Origin of the sequence: Geobacillus sp. DSP4a, from assembly GCF_013096875.1 — a bacterium.
GTDB lineage: Bacteria > Bacillota > Bacilli > Bacillales > Anoxybacillaceae > Geobacillus > Geobacillus thermophilus.
This window is the reverse complement of sequence record NZ_SDLD01000001.1, coordinates 69296-96159: the sequence shown is the minus strand read 5'-3', so window position 1 is coordinate 96159 and position 26864 is coordinate 69296. Positions and strand designations below refer to the sequence as shown.

The following is a 26864-nucleotide window of genomic DNA, read 5'->3' as shown; positions in this document are numbered from 1 at the left end:
TCGGCCGCCCCTTGCAAGATCGTTTACCGCTCCTCTGCCGCTTCGCGTTTCGCCAAATAAATGCGAATCGTCGAGCCTTCTTTTACTTTCACCCCGGGCTCCGGCGATTGTTCGACGATGACATCGCCCTCGCCACTAACATCTAATTTTAAGTCAAAAAACTGTTCTTGCAAATCTTTTTTTGTCAGTCCGATCAAATTCGGCACCTCAATGACTCTCGGCTCATCCCAGCCCCGTTCCTTCTCAAGTTGGTCTTTGCGCGGCTTCACGCCCATCACCCGCAGGCTGTCTTCTATGACCTTGCCAACGATCGGCGCCGCAACCGTGCCGCCGAATTGGACCGTGCCTTTCGGATTGTCAACAGCGACGTACACGACGAGCTGCGGGTCGTCCGCCGGCGCAAAACCGATGAACGACACGATATGGTTGTTTTGCAAATAGCGGCCGCCTTGCGCTTTTTGCGCCGTTCCGGTTTTCCCGCCGACGCGGTAGCCTTCGACATACGCCTTTTTCCCTGTGCCTTGGGCGACAACGCTCTCAAGCGCATAGCGGACTTGTTTCGATGTTTCCTCGGAAATGACGCGCCGTTTCGCCTTTGGTGTATTGCGGCGTACGACTTCCCCTGTTTCCGGGTCGACCCATTCTTTGGCGATGTACGGGGTGTATAGAGTGCCGCCGTTGATCGCGGCCGATACGGCGGCGACTTGCTGGATCGGCGTCACCGACACCCCTTGGCCGAACGCGGTCGTCGCCAATTCGACCGGCCCGACCCGCTTTAAGTCAAACAAAATGCCAGTCCCTTCCCCTTGCAGGTCAATGCCGGTTTTCTCACCGAAGCCAAACTGCTTAATATAACGAAACAGCGTTTCCTTTCCGAGCCGCTCCCCCAAAGCGACAAATCCCGGGTTGCACGAGTTTTGTACGACTTCCAAAAACGTTTGCTCCCCATGGCCGCCCTTTTTCCAGCAGCGGAGCGTAGCGCCGGCCACTTTAGCGTAGCCCGGATCAAAGAAGTGGTCTTTAAGGAGGTTGACTTTATGCTCCTCAAGCGCTGCAGCCAACGTAATGATTTTAAACGTCGACCCCGGTTCATACGTGCTCCAAATCGGCAAATTGCGGTTGTAAATTTCCGGAGGGACGCTGCGGTAATCGGCCGGGTCAAACGTCGGCCGGCTCGCCATCGCCAAAATTTCCCCCGTATTCGGGTTCATGGCAATGGCGATGATGCCGTCTGGATTGTATTTCGCCTCAGCAATATCGAGCTCCCGCTCTATGATCGTCTGAATGCGTGAGTCAATCGTGAGCACCAAGTTCAAGCCGTCGGTCGGCGGCGTATAGTCATCCGCCATATCGGGCATGCGCCGCCCTTTTGCATCGGAGTAAAACTGCACCGAACCGCGCTCTCCGCTCAGTTCTTTGTCATAATACAGTTCAAGCCCTGTGAGCCCTTGGTTGTCAATGCCAGTAAAGCCAAGCACATGCGATAAGTAGCTGCCAAACGGATAGTAGCGTTTCGTGTCTTCAGCAATGTACACCCCGTCCAAATCGAGCGCGCGCACGTCCGCCGCTTTCTCGTCGGAAATTTTCCGCCCTTCTTTCAAGCGGACGATCGAGGTGTTTTTTGTCATTTGTTTATAAACGGATTCGACCGAAGCGCCCAAAACCGCCGCCAGCTTTTCTGCCGCTTCCGCCGGATTTTTCACTTGCCGCGGGATGACATACACCGTCGGCGCGCTCATATTCGTCGCCAGCGGGACGCCGTTGCGGTCCAAAATTTCGCCGCGCTTCGGCTCAAATGGGATGTTCCGACCCCACAGCCCTTTCGCCCGTTCCGCTAATAGATCGCCGAGCCAAAATTGGACATAGCCGAGACGGAGATCGATAATGGCAAAAACCAAAACGCCGATCAAAAAGACGATCGTCAACCGTTTGCGCACGGTCACGTACGATACGCGCATATGGCGGAACCTCCTTCATGATGGGCTCGTTCCACTATATGCTTGTACGCCCCGTTATAGAACGGCAAAAAATCACTCGTGAGGCCCGGCCTCTTTCCGTTCAGCCGCCTCTTGTTCTTTCTTTGCCGCCGTTTCTTCCCACTGGCGCGGCGGAGCCAGTTCGACGATCAAATAATCCCCTTGCCGCACTCGTGCTCCCGGGCGGATGTTTTGGCTGACGACATAGCCGGTTCCTTTCGTGCTTGGCCGCAGGCCGAGTATATGAGCCACTTTCATGGCGTCCCGCAGCGAAAACCCGCGCAAGTCCGGCATCGTCGCCGCTCCATCCGTTTTCAACACGACCCGCTCGCCGGGAAGAAGACGATCTCCGCCGCGCGGAAGCTGCCGCTCAACGTACCGGCCGGTGCCGATGACGACCGGCACATAGCCGTTTTTCTTCAACTGCTCCGCCGCCGTGACGGCCGCCTCGCCGACCAGCGAATCGAGCGCGCGTTGCGCCGCTAGTTTCGTTTCCACCGATTTTTCTTTGCTCGGTTCAATATGCAAATATTGCAGGCTGCTTTTCATCACCGTTGTAAAAATTTGCGAAACAGGCGCCGCTCCGGTTTCCGTCACATCCAACCGCGGCTGCTGAACAGCTACATACATGAGAAGGCGTGGATCATCCGCCGGCGCCATGCCTAAAAACGAGAAAATATAATTTTCCCGTCCGGTCAAATAGCCGCCGGAAGCGGATGGAATTTGCGCCGTCCCCGTTTTGCCGGCGACGCGGTAGCCGTCAATTTGGTACGGGCGGCCGGTGCCGTGCTCTGAGGTGACAACCGTTTCCAAAATTTCCCGAACCTTCCGCGCCGTTTCAGCCGTAATCGGTTCACCGACGACAGTCGGCTCGTGGTCGAGAACGACTTTGCCGCTGTCTGGATCGACCACCTTTTCAATGACGTACGGCTTCATCATTTTTCCGTCGTTGGCGATCGCTGTCGCCGCCTGGATTTGCTGAATCGGGGTCACTGACGTCCCTTGCCCGAACCCGGTCGTAATCCGTTCGATCGGATAACGGTAACGAATTTGCCCTATCGCCTCATTCGGCAAATCAATGCCCGTTTTCTGCTCGAAATGGAAACGATGCAAATACTGCAAAAACCGGTCTTCCCCGAGCTTTTCTTTCACCAAAATGGAAAAAGCGACGTTCGAAGAGCGCTGCACCCCTTCATTGAACGTAATCGTCCCCCAACCGACATCGTTATGGTCGCGGATGGTGTTCGGCCCGACTTTGTATGAGCCGGAACGGTACGTTTCATTGCCGTTGTACACTCCTTCATTAATGGCGGCAGCAAGCGTAAACACCTTCATCGTCGACCCCGGCTCATACGGGTAGGAAATAGCGTCATTTAAAAAGTTCGCAATATCGCGTTTGTTCGGGTCAAAACTCGGGCGAGTCGCCATCGCTAAAATTTTTCCTGTTTTCGGATCAGCCACGATGGCGATGATCTTTTTCGGCTTGTACTGCTTTTCTACGCCGTTCATGGCGTCTTCCAAAAACGTCTGGATTTTCGCGTCAATCGTTAAATACACGTTCGCGCCGTTGTCCGGCTTTGCAATCGTGCGCTCTCTCGCCTCCGGCAGACGGAACCCCTTCGCATCGCTGGCAAACGACACATAGCCGTCTTTTTCGCGCAAATAACGGTCAAGCGATTTTTCTACTCCCATTTTGCCGACCGTTTCGTTTTTCGCATTTTTTTGCGCGTAGCCGATGACGTGCGAGGCGAACACGCCATTCGGGTAAAACCGGGCAGTGTCGCGGGTAAAGATGATGCCCGGCAAATGGAGCGCTTCAATTTTCCGCTTCAGCTCGAAGCTGATATTGCGGCCATAGGAGCCGAACTCGACTTGTTTCGCCTTTTTGGTCAAAATGCGCTCCATTTGCTCGACGTCCATGCCAAGCAGCGGAGCGAGCTTTTCCGCTGTTTCCTCTGGATCGGCGACACGGCGCGGATCATCCGGGTCCACAATGGCGGCGACTGTATACGACGGCACGTCTTGGGCTAAAATGGCGCCGTTGCGGTCAAAAATCGTCCCGCGTTTCGCTTCAATCGTGCGCGTCTGCTTATGCTGCTGCTGCGCGATCTCCGCCAGCGCTTCGCCTTCCGCTTTTCCCGTCCACTGCACTTGCACAAAGCGGGCAAACAAAAGAAAAAAGGCAAAGCTGAACACGCAAAACAAAATAAACGCCCCGCGATGGGTGTTGCGATGCTTTTTTGCCTCCATCGCCCATCAGTCCTGTACGACTTTGACGTGGTTTTCGTTGAGCGACAAACCGAGCTCTTTCGCCTTTTGCAAAATGCGCTCGTACGCGCTCAGCCGCTGCACTTCGACGTACAAGTCATTATTTTCTTTCTTTTGTTCATCAATGGCCGATTCCAACTTTTGGACATCTTTATTAAGCTCATAAATTTGCACTTGGGTTGAGACGGTATGGACCGCCGCGTAAAAGACAAACAGCAAAAACGAAACGATCAACAGCTTCTCAGCCAGCGTCAGCCGAAGGCGCCGTTTTCGCTGCGGCTTCTGGCTCGGCGGCGCGGCCGGATGCTTTTGTTCGCGTGCTACTTTGACTGCCAAATGGTTCACAGCGTTTCCCTCCTGTTTCTCCTCACCTATTTTCTCAGCCGCGCGGCAGTTTTTCAGCAATGCGGAGTTTGGCTGAACGGGCGCGGCGGTTCCGTTCCACCTCTTCAGCAGAAGGAACGACCGGTTTTTTTGTAATAATTTTCAACACAGGGCGGTAGTCATTGGGGGGAACTGGAAGCCCTGGAGGCAATGGCGGGTTCTCGCTTGCTTTTTTAAACGTCTCCTTGCAAATGCGGTCTTCGAGCGAATGAAACGTAATGACGCTCACCCGTCCTCCCGGCGCCAACAAGTCAATCGCCTGCTCAAGCGCTTCGCGAAACGCCTCGAGCTCATCGTTGACTGCGATGCGGAGCGCCTGGAAAATGCGTTTGGCCGGATGTCCGCCGCTGCGGCGCGCCGGCGCTGGAATCGCCTCCTTAATGACCTCAACGAGCTCCCCGGTCGTTTCAATCGGCTTCTCGCGCCGCACCTCCTCGATTTTGCGCGCCACTTGCTTTGAAAATTTTTCTTCGCCGTACCGGAAAAAAATGCGCACAAGCTCCTCATATGGCCAACGGTTGACGATCTCCGCCGCCGTCAGCTGCTGCTTGCGGTCCATCCTCATGTCAAGCGGCGCGTCGTGCTGGTAGCTGAAGCCGCGCTCCGGCTCATCGAGCTGCGGCGATGAAACGCCCAAATCAAACAGCACGCCGTCGACGGCAGCGACGCCGCGGGCGGAAAGCTCCTCTTGCAAAAACCGGAAGTTGCGGTGCACAAACTGCACTTGCTGGCCATAACGAGCGAGCCGTTCACGCGCATACGAAATGGCGGTTTCGTCTTGATCAAAGGCAAACAGCTTTCCGCGTTTTGAGAGGCGGGAAAGCAAATAGTCGCTATGACCGCCGCCGCCCAACGTACAATCGACATAGACGCCGTCCGGGCGGATGTTCAGTCCGTCAACCGCTTCTTTTAACAGCACCGTTGTATGTTCAAACACATGTCCACCACCTTTGCTGCTTCCAAACGCTGCTTCCTTATTATATCGCAAAGACGGACAAAATTTTAGCTTTTTTTGTAAAAAAACGTCCCTTTTTGTTTATTTTTGTCGGACATCCCCAGATGGAGCCATTAGTTCCAACCTCCTTTTACTTTTATTTCCAAACCTGTGGCGATTGTTTTGTTACTATTTCATTCCACAAAAAAAAAATCCTGCTCGAAACAGGATTTTTCTTTTCGACTTTTTCTTTGAAAAAGCTTTATATATATACAATTTTATGCATTCCGTTTCCAGGGGCGTCGATCAGCGAAAGTTTTTTTACAAAATCAAATCCGTAACGATTCACGTAGTAAAACACGTTCCAAACCCGTTCCTGAGGCGCTCCGTTCGGCCGCAGCGCCGTTTCGACGCGCCAAAACTTGCGCCATGTCGTCTCATGTTTGCGCAAAAGCGCCCGCTCCAACGTTTGCTGAAGAAACTCGATTTGTGACTGAATGATGGCGGCATTTTTCGCCACCAATCCTTCCAATCCGCGGTCAATCTCCATGCCAAGCGCGCGCAGCGGCTGATGCGCCGCCTCGATGTCGGCTTTCGCTTTCGCAAACGCCTTGGCAAGCGGAACTTCAGCCGTCTCCTTCCGCCATCGCTCCTTGGCCGCTTCGAGCCGCCCGGCCAATACGTCGGCGGCTTCGAGACCGAGATCAGCGAGATCGGTTTGCAGCGAACGGCCGACGATCGTCGCCTGCAGGCGCGGCGCCACCGGCGGCATTTCGAATCCGAACAGCGAAAACGCCTCCTTCAACTCCGCCCAATAGGCGATTTCTCCCGGGCCGGCGACAAAAGCGAGCGTCGGCAGCAAATACTCTTGCATAAGCGGACGAGTGACAACATTGTTGCTTAAACAGTGCGGCTTCGTCTCGGCAAGCTCAAGCAGCTGCTGTTTCGCAAAGACGATATGCCCGGCCTTGTCGCGGAACGCGCCGCGCTCTTCGTCATAGTGCAAAAGCAGGCGCTCATGGCCGTTGTAATAAAACAAGTTGGCCGCGTTGGGCGCTATCTCAATGAGCGGCGCATACCCGAGCGCGCGCAACGCCTCTTGCTGCGCCAACACGGCCGATGTCACGCTGCGATGGCGGTCAATGAGCGCGGCGAAAAAACGGCGCTCAAGAAGGCGCACCGCCGCATCGCCGGCATTCAAGACAACCAATCCGTCAGCAGCAAACAGGCGCAAGACAACCGCCGCAAAAAAGTCGACAAACGTGCGCGCCTCATCCAAACATGTCTTGAGAAAGGAAAGCAGTTCGTTCGTCACGTCCGTCTCCCCGTACGTTTTCACGACACGTTCGATCCACGCGCCGGCAAGCTCATGATCAAGCGGGACGTCGGCTGCCATCCGCCTTTCCTTCCGCTTGTGCGGATATAGCGCTTTCCTCACTTCGCCGCCCTCTACCACATACACATGGTCGATTTCCGCGATGTCATGATCCTCGCCGGCGATCCAAAACAGCGGCACGACCGGCACGCCAAGCTTCCGTTCCTGTTCTTTGGCGAGCTGGATGATGGTGATGATTTTATAGATCGTATAAAGCGGACCGGTCAACAGCCCGGCTTGCTGTCCGCCGACAACAACGACGCTGTTCTCCTGCCGCAGCTTGTCGATATTGTGCATCGTCGCCCTGCTTGCCGAGAACCGACGGTGATAGGCGTCTAAATAATCGGCAAGCCCGCTCCGGTCGTATGTCCGTTTTTGCAAATGAGACAACCGGCGGCGAAACGCCTGATCATCAGCCCAAACGTAGTCAAACCCTTTCTCAGCCGGAAACGCGCCGGTTATGTAATCGGCCGCCAGCTTTGTCGCCGCCGGCAGCGGAATTTCGTGAACCTCCATGGCGAAAACTCCCTTTCTTATGTATTCTTTCATGAGTATAGCACGTTCGGCGCCAAGAGGAAAAAATGATTGCTCAAAGGACGGCAGCGATGCGCGCCATCATGCCATAGACGAGCAGGCCGGCGTAAAGGGACGCAAAAATGAGAAAACTGGCCCGCCAAAATAGACGAAACACCGCCGCCAGGTGAAAATCCGCCTTTTTCCGCCAGTAGCCGAGTGCGATGGCGGCGTGCAATCCGAGCAAAAAGAGAAGAAGATGGACAAAATATGACTTTCCGAACAGCACGGCAAGCAAAAAATAGACGGCGGCGATGAAAAACGCGGTCGCCGCGTTGACCGCCGCGTAAAATGCCGCCCGTTTCCGCCCGCCAAACAGGCGCATGGCCGCATAGACGAGCCAAAACAGCAACAGCGGCAGTGTGACGAATGTCGCCAACACCGGCGCGAGCCAGTCACCCATCGCGGCTCCCCCCTTCCTTCCCTTTCAGCGCGCAATACACAAAGCGGACGAGCGGCAACGCAACGCCGCGCGCTTCCCCTTGCTTCAGCACATAGCCTAAAATGGCGTCAATTTCCGTCCGACGCCCGTTTGCCACATCCATATACATCGACGAATAATTGTCCGCCGTGTTCCGGCATATATGAACGATCCGCTCCCACGCCCGTCCGGCGTCACGAAGCGGCAACACCCGCCGCACTTCATCAAACAGCTGCGCCATCATGTCCCGATACGGCGCCACCTCAAGAAGCTCGCCGTTTTTCACTTGCAACAGCGCCGTCAACGGGTTGATGACCGCATTGACGACAAGTTTGTCGACAAGAATGCGCTCCCAATCGTCCGCCCATTCAATGGGAAACTCTCGATCTCCAGCCAGCCCGGCGGCCGCAGCAGGCGACCCATAGAAGGGGGCGAGCGTCAGTTTGCCGGCGCCTGTGTGCGCAACCGTCCGATCGTCAAGCTTGAACGCGCCGTGCTCCACAACGCCGACGACGATGTTTTTGTCAGCAAAAACAGACAGCTGTTCGAGATGGCTCATCCCGTTTTGCAAAAAAACAATCGTGCCGACGCGGCGGAACGAATCACGCCGGGAGCAGACATCCGCCACATCATATTGTTTAACCGTCACAAACACAAGCGGCTCAACGAGTTCCGCCCCGGCAAACGGCCTTGCTTGAACGGCAGTCTCCGTTGTTTTTCCTTCTTTTTTCAGGGCGACGCCGCATTCAGCAAGCTGCCTCGCCTGAGACAAGCGCCTTGTATACACCGTGACCTTATGGCGCCGCCCGAGATAAGCGGCAAGAAGCAGGCCGACCGCCCCGCCGCCGACAATGCCAATGTTCACATGTCTCCCCCGCTTTCCCGCCAAATTGCGTTAGCCTTATTTTAGCAAATGTCCCCGTCATCCGTTAAGAAAAAAAAGCCGGCCCAAAGGCCAGCTTTTATCCTTCCCCGACGCCCTCAGCCGCCGGCTCCGTTTGTTTTTCGGCGCCCGCCACCATTTTCCGCGCCCGCTCCATAATGGCGAGCAACGTTTTATACTCCTCTTGGACGGCCGCCAGCTGCTTTTGCAACGCTTCCTTTTCCATTTGCAGCTTTGTCACCATTTGTTGCAGCTGCTCCATATCGTTTTTTAACGCCCGATTTTCATCCGCTGTCCGCCGGGCGTCGCGCGCTTTTTGCCCTTCCGCTTGCAAAAAAGCGAGCACTTCCGTCCATGACAGTTTGCTCTCTGCTGCCGCTTCCATCTCCGTTTGTACCCCGCCTTCTTTTACCGATGCCGCCTCTTTTTTTCGCGTTTTCCGTTCTTGCTTTGCCTGTTCAATTTCCTCTTTATACTGCTTGCGAACGTACGAATTCCAGCGGAACCCGCACGCTGCCGCTGTCCGCGACAAGCGCCGCCCCACCTCAGCAAACGCTTCTAGCTGGGTGCCGCCCTCGCGAATATATTGAAGCACAACGTTGGCCAACAGTTCATCTTCCTCTTTCGTCCAAGCGTCCTGGCGTACTCCGGTCATCTCCCTTCCCTCCTCATCGCCGCTTTGTCATTATATGTATGCGGCTAATAGAAACAGTAGAAGGAAAAAATTACTGCTTGCGAAAAAAAGGACGCAACGCCTGTTCATGTTCAACCGACCCCCATAGTGCGGCGCAGCGGTCGATTTCAGCGAAAAATTGCTCACGAAACCAAGGTGTTCGCCATTTTTCGCCCGCTGCCGCCTTATAGGCTTCTAAAACAGCGAGCGACCGCGCGGCATAAAGGGCGAGCCGCGCCTGCCATTGCTCGCGCCAGTGGTCAGCCGCCAAGACCGCATCAGCCCACCCGCACGCTTCCATATCTTCCGCTGTCATCGGTTCAGCGCGCAGCAATAGATCGAGGGCCCGCGCGTACGGCAGTTTGCCGAACAGCATCGAGGCGCCGCCCCAGCCGGTTGTGATGCCGAGCCGCCCTTGAATGAACCCGATTCGGCTTCCTTCTTTGACAAAACGGAAATCGCAGGCCGTCGCCAGCTCGCAGCCCCCTCCCATCGCGGCGCCATTGACGAGCGCGGCCGTCGGTTTCGGAAACGTCAGCAGCCGGTAGAGCACCTCCCCCATGCGCGTCAGCATCTGTTTCGCCTCAGCGCCGCGCAAAGGCCCGAACTCGTGTAAATCGCCGCCCGAGCAAAAAGCCTCATCGCCAGCGCCCGTGATGGCAAATATTTTGACCCGCTCATCCGCTTCCGCCTCGCTCAGCGCTCCCTCAAGCGCCTCCATCACTGCAAAATTGACTGCATTCCGTTTTTCGGGACGGCAAATCGTAAACAAGGCGACGCCGTCACGCTGCTCCATCATCGCTTCCATCAGCACTCCTCCTTTATTTTATGACAATTGGTCATCGTCCCCCCTTTTTCCTGCCAGCAGCGAAAAAAAACAAACGCGTGGACGTACGTTGTCGATTGTTCACTGCCAATAAAAAAGGCTGCCCGCTTTTCGGACAGCCTGTCGCTTGATGTCGGCCATTATTTGTTGACGACATCTCTTCCTTTGTACGTACCGCATGCTTTGCAGACGCGGTGCGCCAATTTCCATTCGCCGCAGTTCGGGCATTGCACCATGCCCGGCACTTGCAGTTTAAAGTGTGTACGGCGCAGTCGTTTTCTCGTTTTCGATGTTCTTCTAAAAGGTACTGCCATCGTTTTCCACCTCCTTGTCCGGCACATTCAGCGTATCGCTGCCGACGGGCAGCCGCTTGTTCAAGGCAGTCCGCCGGCAGGCAAGGCAGCTGCCGGACGGTGCGCGTTCTGGTCGGCGCCATCGGCCGGCAACGCCGGTCAGCCATCAGTTTCTTTCGTTCCATCAAAAAACTTAGCCAATCCTGCCAGACGAGGGTCGACCTTGTTCGCCGCCCGCTCTTCCAGCGTTTTTTCCCATTGTTCTTCCGTGAGAACGTCCCATCCTTCCCCGTGTTGCGGCGCCCCGTCAGCCCCCGGGTTGTCGGCGATGAGCTGCAGCGGGATTTCAAGCAGGATGAGCTCGCGAATAATTGGGTTTAAATCAACCGTGTTTCCAGTTACGATATGGGTGTCTTCATCCGTTTCAGCGACGTCGCCGCCATCAACAAAAAACGTTTCCGTCGTCTTGATGGAAAACGGGTGTGTCACGTCGACGAGCGTCCGCGAACACGGCAATACCATCGTTCCTGACAGCGTCAAATGAAATGTAAACTTTGTCGAACCGACGTCCGCTTTCCCTTGAACGCGGACAAGCGAAATATCGCGGATCAACGTGTCGATTTGTTTCAAATCAGACACGTCAACCGTCTCGTCAATCGCCATTTCCTTGTGCTGAAAACGGCGAAGCTGTTGAACCGTCCATTTCATACAATCACCTCAAGGCAACGAGTAAAATTATACGTTCCGTTTCTATTTTTGTCAATGTTTTTTCTTTACAACCATCCGGCCGCCTGAAAAAAGAAGAGGCAACAGGAAAGGCATACTTCCATCATTTCCAAATTCCGTTGCTTGCATGCACATATGCCTCCGGCGGCTCGACGCGTTCCGCCAAAACCGGACGACAACATCACGACGCCCTTCCCGGGTTGATCTTTGCCGCCGCATGTTCCATACTAGATGAGAGACAGGAGGTGCGCTTATGACGAGCCATCGTTTCAGCGCCGGACGACGTCCGTTCCATGGGGGGAAGCGGCCATGAAAGCTGTTGGCGTGATCGTCGAGTACAATCCATTTCATAACGGCCATCGATATCACTTGCAAGAGACGCGTGAAAAGACAGGAGCGGACTGCCTCGTCGCCGTCATGAGCGGAAATTTTCTGCAACGCGGCGAGCCGGCCATTGTTTCAAAATGGGCGCGGGCCAAAATGGCGCTGGCAGCCGGCGTCGATCTCGTCATTGAACTGCCATATGCCTTCGCCGTTCAGGCGGCGGAGCGATTTGCCGATGGAGCGGTGCGGCTGCTCGATGCCCTCGGCTGCGAAGAGCTTTGCTTTGGGAGCGAATCCGGCGACATTGCTGCTTTTTTAGCCGCCGCGAAGACGTTGTTTGCGCAAAAAGAGGAGTTTGACGCCCTCGTCCGCGCCGAACTTCAGCGTGGGCAAAGCTTTCCGAAAGCGAATGCCAAGGCGTGGGATCAGCTCCGCTCCGTCCCGCTTGATTTGGCGCAGCCAAACAACGTGCTCGGATTAGCCTACGTGAAAGCCATTTGGCGGCACAAGCTCTCCATCATGCCGCGCACGATTCCCCGCCTCGCCGCTGGCTATCATGACGAGTCGTTTTCCCATCCATCGATCGCCAGCGCCACAAGCGTGCGAAAGACGCTGCGACAAACTGGGCAGCTTGCGTCGATTGCGCCATACGTCCCTCCAACGACGCTCGAGCAGCTGCGCCAATACCGGCAAACGTATGGGCGCTGGCATGATTGGGAAGCGTATTTTCCGCTCTTGAAGTATCGGCTACTGACGGCAACCAAGGAGGAACTGCGCCGCACGGCCGGAATCGAGGAAGGCGTGGAGCACCGGTTGAAAGAAAAAATTACCGTTGCCGAAACGTTCGCTTCTTTCATCGCCGCCGTCAAAACGAAACGGTACACGTGGACAAGGCTGCAGCGAATGTGCGCGCACGTGCTGACCAACTTCACAAAGGAAGAACAAACGAAGACATCCGATCCTACATACATCAGGCTGCTCGGCATGAGCGAAACCGGCCGCCGCTACTTGCAGCGGGTGAAAAAAGAGCTGGCGCTGCCGCTGATTACGAAAGCGGCTAAATTGAACGGCGATCCGCTTTACGAGCAAGAAAAAAGGGCGGCCGCCGTCTATGCAGCCGCCCTTCCTGAGCCGCTGTACAGCGCCGCGCTCAAAGAAGAATACGCAACGACCCCCATTTACGCTTCCGGCATGGAGCGCAAATAACGGATCGCATCTTCAAACGTATCGACCGGGACGATTTTCATGTTCGTCCCGATTTTTTTCGCGGTCTGCACCGCCTCCCGGTAGTTCGATGACGGGGAGCCATGTTCATTCGGAGCGAAAAACACTTCCGCCCCCGCGCGGTCAGCGGCCACGACTTTTTGTGAAACACCGCCGATCGGGCCGACTTGCCCATGAATGTCGATCGTTCCGGTGCCGGCAATGTTATGGCCTTTCGTCATATCTTCTTCAACGAGCTGATTGTAAATTTCAAGCGAAAACATCAGCCCCGCCGACGGACCGCCGATCTGTTCCGAGTCAACGTCAACCGGCGGGTCGGTGCGGACGTCATAATCGGTCATGAGCGTCACCCCAAGGCCGATTTGGTTTGGATGGTGCGGGAACGGCTTCAGCCGGAGCTCGACCTCCCGCCGCTCCCCCTCGCGGACAAACGCGATGCGGACGCGGTCTCCCTCTTTTTTCTTCCGAATGTAGTCGATGATTTGCTCCGACGTTGTCAACGGCCGGCCGTCGACCGCGGCGAGGCGGTCGCCGGCCTGCAAGCGTCCCTCCGCCGGCATGTCAGGGAGAACGTTCATCACATACACACCTTTCGGCTCATATGAAACCGGCTTTCCAGCGTGCCGGTAAGCGACGACAATCGCCGCTTCCTTTGACTGTTCCATCAGTTCTAGCTGACGCATCGTATATTCTTTGTCGCTTTCCCCTTCCTGTTTAATCTCTTCAACCGGATGCAGCTCATAAAACGGGCGGATATGGGCGAGCAAGTACGCGATGACGTTCGCCCGCCCCATGCGGACCGTCGTCAACATGAACGCCCCCGCATCGCGGTCGCCGTGCTCGACATGAACAAGCGGCGTTAACTTTTGCGCGCTTCCCGGCATCGTCACGTAATACGGCAATTTCATAAAAATAAGCAAAACGGCAAGGACGGCGCCAAAGAAAAACGCCGCTATATACGTTCGTTTCTTCATTGGTGCTTTGGCTCCTTCCACTGTTCAATCGCTTGGCGGATCGCCCCGGCTTGTTTCCGCGCTTCCTCTTCGCCGCGGGCAATAATGTCTTCGATATGGGTGAACGCCCGCGAGCTGTATTGCTCTACGCGCGGCCGGATCATCACGTCCGAGGCGAGTTCCCGATGGGCGACGAGCTCGGCTTGCAAAATATCAAGGCTCTGCCAAATGACATCCACAAGCGAGGCAATTTCCGCCTCTTTGTTCAACGGGGCGACATCGACCGCGATGACAAGATCAGCCCCCATCGCCCGAACGACCGATACCGGCACGCGGTCCACGACACCGCCATCAACAAGCAGCCGCCCGTCCACCGCCGCGGGCACAAAAATGCCGGGGATCGAGATGCTCGCCCGCACAGCTTGGGCCGCATCCCCTTGCCGAAACACGACTTTTTCCCCCGTCTGCAAATCAGCGGCGATGACCGCCACCGGCGGAGAAAGCTCTTCAATCCGCCTCCCTTTCGTCAACAAACGAATGAATTCGGTGATGCGCTCACCGGCGATCAGCCCCATTTTCGGCACCGTCCAATCGAGAAAATCGTTGCGCCGGAACGACTTGGCGAGCCGATAAAGGCGGCTGAGGCCGTGGCCGCTCGCATAAAGGACAGCCACAAGCGCGCCGATGCTGCTGCCCGCCAAATAAGAAATAGGGATTCCTTCCTCCTGTAGCACTTTCAATACGCCGAGGTGAGCAAATCCGCGCGCGCCCCCTGACCCGAGCGCCAATCCGATCTTCGGCGGCACGATTCTCCCCCCTTTGCTGCGGCGCTCCCTCGCTTTCATCTTATGGTCTAAACCGCCCCCCTATGCTCGTATATTAGGTTATATGAGGTTGTACCGCGCAAGGCCGCACGGCAAAAAAAAGGGGGGGAGAACATTGAAGCGAAACTGGGGAGCGAAACTGAAAACGGCGCTGCTCGCTTCCGCTGTGACGTTATTCGCCTTTTCGCTCATTTGTTATCCAAAACAGTCGCTCCAAGCATCCATTCGCGGGTTAAATATGTGGTGGGAAGTCGTGTTCCCGTCGCTCCTGCCGTTTTTCATTGTCTCGGAGCTGCTCATCAGCTTTGGCGTCGTTAGCTTTCTCGGCGTCTTGCTGGAGCCGCTGATGCGCCCGCTTTTTCGCGTCCCAGGCGTCGGCGGGTTTGCCTGGGCGATGGGGATGGCATCCGGCTACCCGTCGGGGGCGAAGCTGACCGCCCGCCTGTATCAAGAAAAACAACTGTCGACCATCGAGGCCGAGCGGCTCTCTTCGTTCACCAATTCTTCCAACCCGCTATTTATATTTGGGGCTGTTTCAGCTGGGTTTTTTAACAATCCGCAGCTTGGTTTGTTGCTGGCCGCCTCCCATTATTTAGGGAACATTGCCGTCGGACTAGTGATGCGCTTTCACGGCATCCGGAAAGAACGGGGGCAGCCGAAGCGGCGGCCGCGCTCGTTTTCGCTCCCGTATGCGCTGCGCACGCTCCACAAAACGCGGCTGAAGAATGAACAGCCGCTTGGCAAGCTGCTCGGCGATGCCGTCCGCTCTTCCGTTCAAACGTTGTTGATGATCGGCGGCTTTATTATTCTCTTTTCCGTCGTCAACCAATTGTTGTATATGATGCACTTGACCGAGCAGCTCGCCCCCTTGCTGCGCCAGCTGCTCCGGCTCGTCCAGCTTCCGGAGCAGCTTGATATTCCGATTTTTTCCGGGTTGTTTGAAATTACGCTCGGCAGCCAAATGATCAGCCAGACAGATGAAGCCGAGCTGCTGGAAAAGGCGGTGGCCGTCAGCTTCGTCTTGGCTTTCGGTGGCTTTTCCGTTCAAGCGCAAGTGGCCAGCATTCTCGCTGAGGCCAACATCCGCTTTCAACCGTTTTTCATCGCCCGTTTTCTGCATGGAGTTTTTGCGGCTTCATTTACATATTTGCTTTGGGAGCCGTTGTACCTTCGGGCGGCAGGCAACGAAACCGGCAACATTCCGGTGTTTTGGCACGCCGCCGCAGAGAGCGTCTGGCACGAAAGATGGCAATGGCTGCAGCACTATGGGCCGCTGGCCACGATGCTGTTTCTGTGCCTTTATATATGGCTCGCCGCCAACGCAAGCAACAAAACGCGCGGACGCTTGTGACTGCCCGCGCTGCCGGCCCCGCGGCGCCATCCGGCCGCCGGGGCGGCTCTCGATGCTTTTGCATCCCGCTTCTCCGCCGGCAAAATAAGGGATCGGCGGATCGGTTCCGCCCTTGGACAGAACAGCCTTTTCCTAGCCGTCAATCGGCGGCCATCGAGGCGAATTTCCGCTTCAGGGCCGCCTCGACAACCGGCGGCACAAGTTCGGAGATGTCGCCGTTATATTTAGCGACCTCCTTGACGATGCTCGAACTCAAAAACGCATACTGGCTGTTCGTCATCATAAAAAACGTTTCAATGTTCTCGTCCAAGACGCGGTTCATCGATGTAATTTGCATTTCATACTCGAAGTCAGACACCGCGCGCAAACCGCGCAAAATGGCGGTGGCGTTTTTGCTGCGGGCATAGTCGACAAGCAGGCCGTGAAACGATTCGACATGCACGTTTTCTAGCGTCCGCGTCACCTCGCGCAGCAGCTCCATCCGCTCCTCAACCGTAAACAGCGGCTTTTTCGAGGAATTGTTTAACACCGCCACATAAACTTTGTCAAATACTTTTGCCCCCCGTTTGATAATATCCAAATGCCCGTATGTCACCGGATCAAAGCTCCCCGGGCAAACGGCAATGCTCGCCATCGCGTTCGTCCCCTTTCTGTTCGTCAGTCCGGCGGTAAATAGTGACGCCGGTGATGCCGTATGTTTCCCGCTTCCACTGCTTCAAGCGGCCGACTTCTTCCGGCAGCTCGGCCTCAGCCAAATGTTCGGCAACGACAACGCCATCGTCCTCCAACAAATCGTGGCTGGCGATAAACGATAACAGCGCCGGCCACTTTTTCTCCTTGTACGGAGGATCGAGAAAGATGACGGAAAAGCGCAGGCCTCGCTTCGCCACCGCCCTCAACGCCCGCTCGGCGTCGTTGCGGTAAATTTCCGCCCGGCGCTCAAGTCCACAGGCGGCAACGTTTTTTCGGACCGTCTGCACGGCCTTTCCGTCATGATCGACGAAAATGACGCGCTCAAGCCCGCGGCTGAGCGCTTCGATGCCCAAGCCGCCGCTGCCGGCGAACAAATCGAGGCCGATGCCGCCGGCGAAATACGGGCCGATCATATTAAAAACCGCTTCTTTCACCTTGTCGGTCGTCGGCCGCGTCGACAATCCTGGAACCGCTTGCAGATGCCGGCCTTTGCATGTTCCGGAAATGACTCTCATTGCGTTCACCTAATTCGTTGTTTTCATGGTCGTCTTATCATGTTTATTATAGTCAAACTTGAGAATTTTTCATAGCCGCGTGTATAGAAATCAGAAAACCGTCCATAATGAGTAATGGCAACACCGTAGATGGCGTTGTTGCCAATGACGGAGAAGACTTACGTTTCCCCATAAGTTCTTCCTCCGGTTTCTCCTCTCCCTTTTCTTTTTCTTTCCGTTCCCTGTTCCGCCCCGCGCGGAGGCAAGGAATTGGAAAGGGCCTTGCGGATCCGTTTGTCCGCAAGGTTTTTTTTTGATTGCAATTTCTGCAATGGACCGGTAAAGTTATGAATGGACGATGATCGCAAGGAGGACCGTACATGATCCAGCGTTTTATCGAACTTGGCGAAGGCTATTCCGATATATATGAGCTGATGGAGCTGGCGCGCGCCAACCGCCACCGTTTATCCGGCTTTTTTGCTTTCCATACGGTGAAAAAAGGCCAGGCGGTCGTCTCCTTGGTTGTTGTGCTCCACCCAACCGACCCGGGCGACTTTCAACCGCTTTACATTTGCCGTGAAGGTGTTCCCGATCCCTCCGTCAAACCGAACAAACGGTACGATTTGTTTGCGGAAACCGCGAAAGAGCTTGGCTTTGGCGTCATCCATCTCGACGTCAAGCCGTCAACGATGTTCGCGGAACTCGACTTATATTATCAGCACTTAATCGGCATTATGCGAATGAACCGCTTCATCCCGCCGCTCCAATAGCCAAAAAAAGAGCAGGGCTAAGGCCCGCTCTTTTCTTTCATCCAAGCGGATACGGGGAGTCTTTCTCTTTCTCCCCTTTCGATTCAAACTCCAGCTTTAAAAACGGACGATACGACGGCTCAACGCGTTTGACGAACGGGAGCGCCGCCAGTTTTTTCATCACATGGTCGACTTGCTCCATGTCGCAGTACAGAACAGCATATTTCAGCCGCTTTGAAATATAGTGAATGTTGCCGAATTTGCGCAGCTGCTTCCCGTATTTCAATGAATGAAGCCAAACGATAATCCCTTGCCGTTTTGGAAACATAGTCCTTTCCCCTTTTTTCTATGCTCGGCAGCCGCAGCCTCCGCCGGATCTGCAGCCGCCGGAACAGCCGGCTGACAGGAAGTACGGGTTCCCGGTCGGCACTTTGACATGTTCCGAGACAGCCTTGCCGATCAACACGCTAATGTCATCAAGCAGCTGTTGCAGCGCTTTTTCCGACTCTTTAAAGGCGGCCACCGTCTCATGCAAATCAAGCTCCCGTTTCGCCTCACGCACTTCTTTCATCACGTTGCGGTAATCGGGATGGTATTTGCCGAAGCGCTGCACCTCCTCATACCGCTCTTTCAGCTTGACGAAACGGGCGATCAGCTGCTGAGCGCGGCGGTCTTGTTTGAGCCGCCGAAACGCGCGGCGGTATTCATCCGCCACCTCCGACTCGACAACCATTTTCGCCAACGATTCTGCTTTATCCAAGATCTCGATGCGCTCGAGAGTAGCGATCCTCACAAATATAGCACCTCCATCTTTCATCATACCATGAATAAAAGGAAAATGGAAAGGGAGGAGATCATGAAGGAAAAGAAGAGCGCAAAAAAAAAAAAGACTATCCGAAGGCAGAAAGAGACTCTGCCGGATAGCCTTGTCTCCTGTCGAGCTTTACGGGATCGTCACTTCAAATTCATGCATCATGCCGGTCATCTTTCCATCGTTATAGACGAGCTCAAGGCGGATCATATGCTTTCCGCTTGGCAGGCCGCGCACGATAAAGGCGGCCGTATACACTTCCGTCATTTTCTGTCCATTGAGATACACGTTGATATGGCCGCCCCCCTCTCCTTTGCGAAACGGAAATTGCGCGGCCAAACATTCCACGAGCACGTCATGCCCTTTCACTTCATATTTGACATGCCATGGGTGATTCGCTGTCGGCGCATGAACAGCGGCCGCTGCCGTCTCCGGCCGTCCGCCGGCATACGCCCATAACAGCACCACACACCCGAACCATACAAGCCATTTCGGCAAAGGCATCACTCCCTTTCAGAGCTAGTCTTTGCCGTTTGCCGCCAAATTAGTCGCGCAGCGCTTTAAACATTTGCCACATGAGAGAGGCCATCTGCAACGATTGGGAAATTTTTTCTACTTTATCGGGGATCGTCTGCCCGTAATGGCGCAAGGCGGCCAACTGGAGCGCCGACAGCTCGTGCGGACGGCGAGCGAGCAGCCGGTACCAGCGCGGCTGTTCACGCACAAACGCGCGCAACATCGGGTTTGCCTGCACATATTGCCATACATCTCTTCTCATTGCTACCACCCTTTAGTCTTGGCGAAACGAAAACGGATGCTCCTCTTTGTTGGGCCGTTGCGGACTGGCTCCTTGAAATTCAGACAGAATGCCCTGGATCGCAGCGAGGGCCTGTTGGACGCTTGCCAAGTGTTTTTGCACTTCTGCCGCGTCAAGCTGTCCAAGCATCGCCGCGAGCTTATCAAGCCATTTGCTTGCTCCCTTTTCCTCTCTTTTCTCCTTGCCGCCTGCGTCTCGGTACGGTTCCCATATGTCGTCATCCTCTCCGAACAAGTACCAGTCCTCATACACTTGCTTCCACGTCTTTTTGCCGCTGCGCACCTCTTGAATGAGTTTCGGGTGTTTTTTGACAAACTGTTTGAACTGTTCAACGGAAGGATGCAGAGGCTTGGCCATAACCGTTTTCATCCCTTTCATCCACTCATGCCTATCTGCCATATCATATCGCGCCCAGCAGGCAAAGGTGCGCCCAAATTTTCATAGCGGCGTCAGGAAATTTTGCGTATAATAATCGGCATAAACGCCGACGCCAAGGTGGGTAAATTCCGCATTCAGCATAATTTCCCGGTGCTTTTGGCTGTTCAGCCACCCAACCGTCGCCTCGACGCCATCTACTTGATGAGCGGCAATATTTTCCCCAGCGAGCTGAAATGAAACGCCCAAGGCGCCAAGCCGTTTGGATAAATCGCCGTATTGCGGCGATTCATGGGAGAAGAACTGGTGGTCATGCATATCCTGGCTATGCTTGGCGGCAGCCATGGCGGCTTTGCTGTCCCAGACAAGGGGGGGAAGCTCATGACGGCGGCGGATCAAGTTCGTCCAGTCAAAAATTTGCTTCGCATTGGCCGCATCGACCTGCCGCTGTTCTTTCTCTGACAACGGGGCAGCCGCGGGCAGGCGGCCGCGGTACACAAGCTCATACGGCCGCAGTTTCACAAACGTTTCTGCGTCCATGAGGCGAACAGCGGCCACACGGCCGGTAAACCGGTCGATGTACAGCTGGGCATACGCCTCTCCCACTTTAACGACCGGTCTTGAGGAATAATCTTGTTCCGACAGCTCAAACCGGTACGTCCCGCTGCTTAGTGTAATCTTAATGTTGGACAGGACGGGCATCGTTTGGAAAATCGTCTGCAGACGCTGGCCAATCGCAAACGGCTCGACGTTCACCTTTTCCCCGCCGACTAAAGCCGTGACGATTTTGCCGCCAAGCACCCCGATTTGGAAATACGATTCAGGGCGGCGGCTGTACACCCACCAATCGTAGCCATAAGCTGACGGATCAATTCGATCCGGCGCGCCGAACTGCTTTTTCGCCTCTTGCGCCGGCCGGCCGATCAACGCAGCGACGCCGGCGGTTGCTTTCGGTTCTTTCAGCGTGTATCCATTTGTTTTGGGCTGCTCCGGAGGGCTTTGCGGCGGCGGACTCGGCACAAAATAGTAAAACCCGATCAATAAGAACAAAAAAAGAAAAAACCATTTCACACGGCAACTCCCGCTTTCTGCAACAATCTCCTTATTGCCATTATAGCCGTTTTTCACAGGCAAAAAAAAGGGGGCGTCCAAAAAGACCGCCCTTTCCTTCAAGAAACAATGTCTGTCCGTATTCAGTCAATGGACGCGATGTTGTTCAGAAATCTCGCTCAGCGCACGGCCGGCGCTCTCATCCGAATAACGGTTCGTCGCCAAGTCGCCGAGGGCAACGATGCCGACTAAACGGCCGCCTTCAACGACCGGGAGACGGCGAATTTGATGGCGCGCCATGATGTCCGCCGCTTTTTGCACGGAATCGTCCGGCGACACCGTCACCAGCTCGCGGCTCATCACTTCGGTCACCGCCGTTGAACCCGGATGTTTTTCCGCGATGCCGCGCACGACTAAATCGCGGTCCGTAATCATTCCGACGAGGCGGCCTTGATCGACGATCGGAATGGCGCCAACATTAAATTCACGCATTTTTACAGCCACTTCATACATGTTGTCAAGCGGGGTGCAATATTGCACATCCGTCGACATGATGTCCCGCACCGTTTGCATTGTCCGTCTCTCCTTTCTGCTTTTATTGTGCATCCGGCAGCGAGAAAAAATGCAAGCAAAACGGAAACAATGGCAAACAATTCGTTGAAATGCAAACCGTTTTCGTACTATTATAAATGAGGGGACGATTTCCTTTTTGGCGCTTTACATACCTGCGTTGTTAGGAGGAAGAAACATGAAATTTGACAATAGCGGTCTTGAAAATCAAACGGTTGAACTGTCCCGCCTTGATGACATCATGGCGCGCCACGGTTTTGTACGCGCGGCGCAGTGGGATTACGAACGGGTCACATACGACCGGAAATACGTGATTAAAGAGGGAACATACTATTTGCGTGTTCAAGGGTACGCGATCGAAGGGGATGTCGACTCGCGCTATGCACTCATTAAACTGCTCACACCGATTTTAGGGAAACATTACTATCCGCATGGCGTTGAATATGGCGAAGATGAGCATTTTCCATCTTCCCTTGTCGGCCAATGCCAAAAAGTATTGGAGCAAGTCAAACGCGAAATTGAAAAGACGAAAGAGTAAAGAAAAAACGCATGAGAGCTCTTTTCTCATGCGTTTTTACGTCGCGACAAGCCGTTTGACCGTCACATCGACCGACTCGGCGCTGTATGGCGTCATCGCGGCGATCTCCTCGGCAATTTGCTGCTGCAGCTGCCGGCAAACCGCGAGCACCGACGCCCCATACCGGACGGATAGCTTCACGCTGATGCGGCAGCGGTCCTCTTGTGAAACAGCTACAAATATTTCGCAATCGTCCATTACAACGTCTTCCCATTCCCGCACACACATCATGACAATCGTCAACAGCGTCGCTTCTACGGCGCTCCGCTTCCGATGCCGGGACGTCTTCACCGCACTCCCCCCGCAGCGTATGAGCTATTTTTGTTATGTTATGCGATCCGGCCGGCCGATGCCACTTGCCTCTAAAATCCGAGCACTGCTTTAATCAGCGAGGTCGTCTGCCCACCCGGGTACAGGACGTAAAGAAGCAAATACACGATGACCCCCGTCGAAGCGCTGCCGAACCAAATAATGCTCGTCACCGGCCCAAGCCGGCGATGGCGGGAGCGGCTGTCTTTCAGCCCCGTCCAGATCGTCACAAGGCCAAATACGGCGCCCACTGTCGCCAACATGATATGGAAAATAAGAAACACCGTATAATAGACTTTGACATTCTCCGGTCCGCCGAAGCTCGTATTGCCAATAAACAACGTCCGCGACATGTAAATGATGAAAAACAACAGCGCAAAGACGGCGGCGGCCAACATCACCTTTTTATGCGCTTCCGTCCGTTTGCGGCTGATCAAATACCAGCCGTAAGCAACAAGCAAAGCGCTGATCACGATGCAGCTTGTGCTGATCGTCGGTAAAATCGCCATGGCTTCTCTCCCTTTCCTTCGTCTCTTTATGGCGTATGGCGCCTTACAGTTTCGTCGGCCGCGGCGCCATATCCATGCTCGGTTCTTTTTCTCGTTCTTTCCGATACCACTCGCTAAAAATAAAGAACAACATCACTCCGTATACAATTTCTTGAATAATTTTCATCAATACTCCGCCGAGCTGCTGATCATGAAGCGGAGACATCGACAAAAACATTTGCGGTCCGGTCAAATCAAGCGACGCCAACACCCCCTGCGGCACGCAAAGCGCCAACCCGGTCATCCATGCTTCCGGATCCGTGTACGTCTCATAAAGCGGGGTGCCGGCGAAAATAATGAGCGCACAGGCCGGTGTGAGCAGCATGCCGTCGGCAAAAATATAGCCCATTTTTTTTAACCCGGATAATGTCGTCCATCCGGAAAGTTTATTCACAAGCGGCCACCACATGAGGAAGGCTGCAATGAAAATGACCGTTGTGACAAACGCATGCAAAAACATGTTCGTTTTCACAACGTCAAAAACCATTGGGACATGGTACAAGGAAAATAACCCATTAAACAAAAGCAAAGACACAATCGGCTTTGTCAACAGCTGAAACGAACGGCGCACCACTGCAATCCGGAACATCCGCTCATAAAACAGCTCCGGAATCCCTAAAATAAAGCATTGCGGCACTGTTAAGTAAAGCAGCGCCATTTGCACCATATGGGCGGTGAACGTCAAATGGCCCAGCAAGTCGAGCGGAGAGCCTTTGCATACGTAAAGAAGCACTATTCCTGTCAAAAAGTACGCTTTTTGTTTCCTCGAAACGGGGGCATCAAGGCCAAACCGCTGCCGCCACGGTCCGGTGACTCCGAGATACAACAAGGCAACAGCCGCCAACGCCAACAGAAAAAACGGACTCCAAAGCGCAACGGGACCAAACATTTGCAACGACTGAAACATACTGATTCCCTCCTGCCTTGTCCTTTCCCCATTATACTACATGCCGCCGCATGAGCGCTATTAAAAAAAGGGGAAACCGGTGCTGCAACACCGATCCCCCCTTTGCTTACCACCAAATGACCGTCGTAAACGCCCACACAAGCAGAAGCATGACAAACACGCCTCCATAAATAAACATAGCCGGAAACTCATGACCTTTATGGCTCATATGCATGAAATAATAAAGCTGAAACGCCACTTGCACGCCAGCTAAAAGCAAAATAAACGGAATGACAAACCAATGGGAAAACTCTTCATAACCGACCGCGGCGAAAGAGATGAGCGTCAACAAAATCATCAGCACGAAGGCGATGAGTTGATGGCGCATGTCTTCCGCATTTTTCCGGCGGCGATATGCTAAGTCGATGCGCTCATTTCCTGAATTCGTTTGGTTCGCCATACGTTCACCCCACCATTCCCATTAAATATACGACGGTAAAAATGAACACCCAGACGACGTCGATAAAGTGCCAATAAAGGCTCGCGACGTAAAACTTCGGGGCATTATATAAGTTTAACCCGCGCTTGGCATTGCGAATCATCAATGTTAAAATCCAAAGCAATCCAAACGCAACGTGGGCGCCGTGCGTGCCGACGAGCGTGTAAAAGGCGGACGCGAAGGCGCTCGTCGTAAACTTATGGCCTTCATGAACATACTCATAAAACTCATAAATTTCCAAGGCCAAAAACCCAGCGCCAAGCAGTACAGTAATGCCAAACCAAAGCTGCATTTTTTGAAAATCAAAGTTTTTCATATGATAAATGGCGTAAACGCTCGTTAAACTGCTCGTTAACAGAAGCATCGTCGCCATAAACACGATCGGCATTTGGAACAGCTCTTCCGCGGAAGGGCCGCCGTTCGTTTTGTCTTTGAGCGCCAAATAGGTGGCGAAGAGAGAGGCGAACAGCACCGTCTCTCCGCCTAAAAAGAGCCAGAAACCGAGAAACTTATTTTTCCCCTCAAGGGTGGCACGTTCCGGCGCCGCCGGGAACGTCTCGGCCGTCAGTTTTTCCTCCACGTGCATCAGGCGTTCGCCCCCTTCTTCTCAAGTTCAAGCACTTCCTCTTTATGAATGTGGAAGCCGTGATCATCAATCACCGAGCGCAAGAACATCGCACCGAGCGTAATGAGCAAGCCGAGAACGCCGACCGGCAAGCCCCATCCGGCGTCATTATGGTACGTAAAGCCGAATGCTGCAACAAACAGTCCGAACGAAATGACAAACGGCAAGAACGACGAATTCGGCATATGAATGTCACCAAGCGGTTCAGCCGGCGTCAATTCTTTTTTGCCTTCCATTTTTTCAAGCCAGAAGGCGTCCAAACCGCGCACGAGCGGCGTTTGAGCGAAGTTGTACACCGGCGGCGGCGAAGCGATGGCCCATTCGAGCGTGCGGCCGTCGCCCCATGCATCCCCCGCCGCTTTTTCGCCTTTTACCGTCGTAATCACAATGTTAATAAGTAAAATAACCGTCGCGGCTGCCATAAAGAACGCCCCAACCGTGCTGATCAAGTTGCCGGTTTCCCATCCTTGGTTCGGCAAATACGTAAAGACGCGGCGCGGCATCCCCGTCAAGCCGAGGAAGTGCTGGATAAAGAATGTCAAATGGAACCCGATAAAGAACAGCCAAAACGTAATTTTGCCAAGCGTCTCGTTCAGCATGCGGCCAAACATTTTCGGCCACCAATAGTGCGTACCGGCAAGCAGGGCAAACACAACCCCGCCGACAATGACGTAATGGAAGTGCGCCACGACGAAATAACTGTCATGGTATTGGTAGTCAGCGGCAGCCGATGCGAGCATGACACCTGTGACCCCGCCCATGACGAACGACGGAATAAACGCTACTGCATAATACATCGGCGTCGTAAACTTGATGCTTCCACCCCACATCGTAAACAGCCAGTTGAAAATTTTAATCCCCGTCGGAACCGCAATCGCCATTGTCGCAACGGCAAAGATCGCATTCGCAATCGGCCCCATCCCGACCGTAAACATATGGTGCGCCCATACCATGAATCCGAAAAAGGCGATGAGCACGGTCGCAAACACCATCGACGAATAGCCGAACAGGCGCTTGCGCGAGAACGTCGCAAAAATTTCCGAGAAAATACCGAATGACGGCAAAACAAGAATGTAAACTTCCGGATGTCCAAACACCCAGAATAAGTGCTCCCAGATAATCGTATTACCACCGGCAGCGGGGTTAAAGAAGTTGCCGCCAAACAACCGGTCCATCATCATGAAAATCAAAGCAACCGTCAGCGGCGGGAATGCAAACAAGATAAGCGCCGACGTTACAAACGTCGCCCATGTGAACATCGGCATGCGCATAAACGTCATGCCCGGAGCGCGCATGTTGATGATCGTGACAAGGAAGTTAATCCCGCCTATCAACGTTCCAATACCGGAAATTTGCAATCCGAGCGTGTAAAAGTCGACACCGTGGTGCGCTTTCGAATCGAGCGCTAGCGATGCGTACGACGTCCAACCGGCGTCCGGCGCGCCGCCTAAAAACCACGAACAGTTTAAAAACAGGCCGCCGAAGAAAAAGAGCCAAAATCCGAGCGCGTTCAAGAACGGGAACGCAACGTCGCGCGCGCCGATCTGCAAAGGAACGACGGCGTTCATGAACGCGAAAAGAAGCGGCATCGCAGCCAAGAAAATCATCGTCGTTCCATGCATCGTCAGCACTTCGTTATACAAGCCGCCGACAAGGAAATCGTTGTTCGGCTTCGCGAGCTGAATGCGGATAAACAATGCTTCAAGACCGCCGAGCAGAAAGAAAATCCCGCCAGCAATCAAGTACAGATGGGCGATTTTTTTATGGTCGACCGTTGTCAAGTAATCCCATAAAACAGCGCCGACACCCTTTTTGCGAGCGATCGTACTCACAGTGAAACCTCCCTTTTATGC

At 54.3% G+C, this 26864-nt stretch carries 32 protein-coding genes; 4 read left to right on the top strand and 28 right to left on the bottom strand.

The window, feature by feature from the left end; all coding sequences use genetic code 11:
• Positions 1–23: 23 nt before the first annotated feature.
• From ETC02_RS00505 to ETC02_RS00455, 11 genes are all read right to left on the bottom strand, one after another.
• Positions 24–1958, bottom strand: coding sequence for a stage V sporulation protein D (locus ETC02_RS00505; protein WP_044742633.1), 1935 nt, complete (start codon positions 1956–1958; stop codon positions 24–26).
• Between the two features lie 72 nt (positions 1959–2030).
• Positions 2031–4226: a penicillin-binding protein gene (locus ETC02_RS00500; protein ID WP_050368477.1), complete on the bottom strand. Its 2196-nt coding sequence runs from the start codon at positions 4224–4226 to the stop codon at positions 2031–2033.
• Positions 4227–4232: 6 nt separating this feature from the next.
• Complete coding sequence (ftsL, locus tag ETC02_RS00495) at positions 4233–4589, bottom strand: cell division protein FtsL (RefSeq protein ID WP_033011332.1); 357 nt, start codon at positions 4587–4589, stop codon at positions 4233–4235.
• Positions 4590–4623: 34 nt separating this feature from the next.
• On the bottom strand, positions 4624–5565 hold the full coding sequence (gene rsmH / locus ETC02_RS00490; RefSeq protein ID WP_033011333.1) for a 16S rRNA (cytosine(1402)-N(4))-methyltransferase RsmH: 942 nt from the start codon (positions 5563–5565) through the stop codon (positions 4624–4626).
• A 259-nt stretch (positions 5566–5824) separates the two neighbouring features.
• Positions 5825–7453, bottom strand: coding sequence for a bacillithiol biosynthesis cysteine-adding enzyme BshC (gene bshC, locus ETC02_RS00485; RefSeq protein WP_047818093.1), 1629 nt, complete (start codon positions 7451–7453; stop codon positions 5825–5827).
• 73 nt (positions 7454–7526) lie between these two features.
• A complete protein-coding gene (locus tag ETC02_RS00480; protein WP_033010250.1) occupies positions 7527–7913 on the bottom strand; it encodes a DUF3397 domain-containing protein in 387 nt (128 codons plus the stop codon).
• Positions 7906–8796, bottom strand: coding sequence for a 2-dehydropantoate 2-reductase (locus tag ETC02_RS00475; protein ID WP_033010251.1), 891 nt, complete (start codon positions 8794–8796; stop codon positions 7906–7908). The genes ETC02_RS00480 and ETC02_RS00475 overlap by 8 nt, the downstream gene beginning before the upstream one ends.
• A gap of 97 nt (positions 8797–8893) precedes the next feature.
• Positions 8894–9469, bottom strand: coding sequence for an RsfA family transcriptional regulator (locus tag ETC02_RS00470; protein WP_033010252.1), 576 nt, complete (start codon positions 9467–9469; stop codon positions 8894–8896).
• A 70-nt stretch (positions 9470–9539) separates the two neighbouring features.
• Positions 9540–10295, bottom strand: coding sequence for an enoyl-CoA hydratase/isomerase family protein (locus tag ETC02_RS00465; protein ID WP_063330431.1), 756 nt, complete (start codon positions 10293–10295; stop codon positions 9540–9542).
• A 158-nt stretch (positions 10296–10453) separates the two neighbouring features.
• On the bottom strand, positions 10454–10627 hold the full coding sequence (gene rpmF, locus ETC02_RS00460) for a 50S ribosomal protein L32 (protein WP_011230605.1): 174 nt from the start codon (positions 10625–10627) through the stop codon (positions 10454–10456).
• A 138-nt stretch (positions 10628–10765) separates the two neighbouring features.
• The gene (locus tag ETC02_RS00455) at positions 10766–11314 is read right to left on the bottom strand and encodes a YceD family protein (RefSeq protein ID WP_033010255.1); all 549 of its coding nucleotides are present in this window, start codon (positions 11312–11314) and stop codon (positions 10766–10768) included.
• Positions 11315–11641: 327 nt separating this feature from the next.
• Here ETC02_RS00455 and ETC02_RS00450 point away from each other — a divergent pair, with 327 nt between their 5' ends.
• Positions 11642–12862 (top strand): nucleotidyltransferase, encoded by a 1221-nt coding sequence (locus tag ETC02_RS00450; RefSeq protein ID WP_047818092.1) that lies wholly within the window; start codon positions 11642–11644, stop codon positions 12860–12862.
• Here ETC02_RS00450 and ETC02_RS00445 read toward each other — a convergent pair.
• Together ETC02_RS00445 and ETC02_RS00440 are read right to left on the bottom strand one after the other, a co-directional pair.
• Positions 12835–13854 carry a SepM family pheromone-processing serine protease gene (locus tag ETC02_RS00445; protein ID WP_044742629.1) on the bottom strand — a complete coding sequence of 340 codons (1020 nt, stop codon included), beginning with the start codon at positions 13852–13854 and terminating at the stop codon, positions 12835–12837. The two genes, ETC02_RS00450 and ETC02_RS00445, sit on opposite strands and share 28 nt — an antisense overlap.
• On the bottom strand, positions 13851–14639 hold the full coding sequence (locus ETC02_RS00440) for a patatin-like phospholipase family protein (RefSeq protein ID WP_044742635.1): 789 nt from the start codon (positions 14637–14639) through the stop codon (positions 13851–13853). Before ETC02_RS00440 ends, ETC02_RS00445 begins: the two co-directional genes overlap by 4 nt.
• Positions 14640–14772: 133 nt before the next feature.
• Between ETC02_RS00440 and ylbJ the strand changes: the two genes are divergently transcribed.
• Positions 14773–16008, top strand: coding sequence for a sporulation integral membrane protein YlbJ (gene ylbJ, locus ETC02_RS00435; protein WP_033010260.1), 1236 nt, complete (start codon positions 14773–14775; stop codon positions 16006–16008).
• Positions 16009–16147: 139 nt separating this feature from the next.
• Here the strand turns inward: ylbJ and coaD are convergent, their stop codons facing one another.
• Positions 16148–16642, bottom strand: a complete 495-nt coding sequence (gene coaD / locus ETC02_RS00430) for a pantetheine-phosphate adenylyltransferase (RefSeq protein ID WP_047818091.1) — start codon at positions 16640–16642, stop codon at positions 16148–16150.
• Positions 16608–17216 (bottom strand): 16S rRNA (guanine(966)-N(2))-methyltransferase RsmD, encoded by a 609-nt coding sequence (gene rsmD, locus ETC02_RS00425; RefSeq protein WP_044742664.1) that lies wholly within the window; start codon positions 17214–17216, stop codon positions 16608–16610. The genes coaD and rsmD overlap by 35 nt, the downstream gene beginning before the upstream one ends.
• A 359-nt stretch (positions 17217–17575) precedes the next feature.
• Between rsmD and ETC02_RS00420 the strand changes: the two genes are divergently transcribed.
• On the top strand, positions 17576–17965 hold the full coding sequence (locus ETC02_RS00420; RefSeq protein ID WP_033010264.1) for a DUF7147 family protein: 390 nt from the start codon (positions 17576–17578) through the stop codon (positions 17963–17965).
• Between the two features lie 37 nt (positions 17966–18002).
• On the opposite strand, the gene ETC02_RS00415 is transcribed toward ETC02_RS00420, so the two are convergent.
• The 7 genes from ETC02_RS00415 to ETC02_RS00385 form a co-directional block, all read right to left on the bottom strand.
• Positions 18003–18272 (bottom strand): YlbG family protein, encoded by a 270-nt coding sequence (locus ETC02_RS00415; RefSeq protein WP_050368475.1) that lies wholly within the window; start codon positions 18270–18272, stop codon positions 18003–18005.
• An 18-nt stretch (positions 18273–18290) separates the two neighbouring features.
• Positions 18291–18737: a YlbF/YmcA family competence regulator gene (locus ETC02_RS00410; RefSeq protein WP_033010267.1), complete on the bottom strand. Its 447-nt coding sequence runs from the start codon at positions 18735–18737 to the stop codon at positions 18291–18293.
• Positions 18738–18887: 150 nt separating this feature from the next.
• Complete coding sequence (locus ETC02_RS00405; RefSeq protein ID WP_033010268.1) at positions 18888–19259, bottom strand: hypothetical protein; 372 nt, start codon at positions 19257–19259, stop codon at positions 18888–18890.
• Between the two features lie 40 nt (positions 19260–19299).
• Positions 19300–19533 carry a YlbE-like family protein gene (locus ETC02_RS00400; RefSeq protein WP_033010269.1) on the bottom strand — a complete coding sequence of 78 codons (234 nt, stop codon included), beginning with the start codon at positions 19531–19533 and terminating at the stop codon, positions 19300–19302.
• A 12-nt stretch (positions 19534–19545) separates the two neighbouring features.
• Positions 19546–19929: a YlbD family protein gene (locus tag ETC02_RS00395; RefSeq protein WP_033010270.1), complete on the bottom strand. Its 384-nt coding sequence runs from the start codon at positions 19927–19929 to the stop codon at positions 19546–19548.
• A gap of 81 nt (positions 19930–20010) precedes the next feature.
• Positions 20011–21018 (bottom strand): CAP domain-containing protein, encoded by a 1008-nt coding sequence (locus tag ETC02_RS00390; protein ID WP_033010282.1) that lies wholly within the window; start codon positions 21016–21018, stop codon positions 20011–20013.
• A 126-nt stretch (positions 21019–21144) separates the two neighbouring features.
• A complete protein-coding gene (locus ETC02_RS00385; protein ID WP_033010272.1) occupies positions 21145–21570 on the bottom strand; it encodes a CBS domain-containing protein in 426 nt (141 codons plus the stop codon).
• Between the two features lie 175 nt (positions 21571–21745).
• On the opposite strand from ETC02_RS00385, the gene ETC02_RS00380 reads away from it, so the two are divergent.
• Positions 21746–22105, top strand: a complete 360-nt coding sequence (locus tag ETC02_RS00380; protein WP_033010273.1) for a YugN family protein — start codon at positions 21746–21748, stop codon at positions 22103–22105.
• 36 nt (positions 22106–22141) lie between these two features.
• On the opposite strand, the gene ETC02_RS00375 is transcribed toward ETC02_RS00380, so the two are convergent.
• The 6 genes from ETC02_RS00375 to ctaD form a co-directional block, all read right to left on the bottom strand.
• Positions 22142–22435, bottom strand: a complete 294-nt coding sequence (locus ETC02_RS00375; protein ID WP_033010274.1) for an Asp23/Gls24 family envelope stress response protein — start codon at positions 22433–22435, stop codon at positions 22142–22144.
• A 71-nt stretch (positions 22436–22506) separates the two neighbouring features.
• Positions 22507–22962 carry a DUF420 domain-containing protein gene (locus ETC02_RS00370; protein WP_033010275.1) on the bottom strand — a complete coding sequence of 152 codons (456 nt, stop codon included), beginning with the start codon at positions 22960–22962 and terminating at the stop codon, positions 22507–22509.
• A 43-nt stretch (positions 22963–23005) separates the two neighbouring features.
• On the bottom strand, positions 23006–23908 hold the full coding sequence (ctaG, locus tag ETC02_RS00365) for a cytochrome c oxidase assembly factor CtaG (protein WP_171697958.1): 903 nt from the start codon (positions 23906–23908) through the stop codon (positions 23006–23008).
• Positions 23909–24014: 106 nt separating this feature from the next.
• Positions 24015–24347 carry a cytochrome c oxidase subunit IVB gene (ctaF, locus tag ETC02_RS00360; protein ID WP_033010278.1) on the bottom strand — a complete coding sequence of 111 codons (333 nt, stop codon included), beginning with the start codon at positions 24345–24347 and terminating at the stop codon, positions 24015–24017.
• Positions 24348–24351: 4 nt separating this feature from the next.
• Entirely contained in the window at positions 24352–24972 is a 621-nt protein-coding gene (gene ctaE, locus ETC02_RS00355) for a cytochrome c oxidase subunit III (protein ID WP_033010279.1), read from the bottom strand.
• Positions 24972–26843 carry a cytochrome c oxidase subunit I gene (ctaD, locus tag ETC02_RS00350; RefSeq protein WP_171697957.1) on the bottom strand — a complete coding sequence of 624 codons (1872 nt, stop codon included), beginning with the start codon at positions 26841–26843 and terminating at the stop codon, positions 24972–24974. Before ctaD ends, ctaE begins: the two co-directional genes overlap by 1 nt.
• Between the last annotated feature and the right edge of the window lie 21 nt (positions 26844–26864).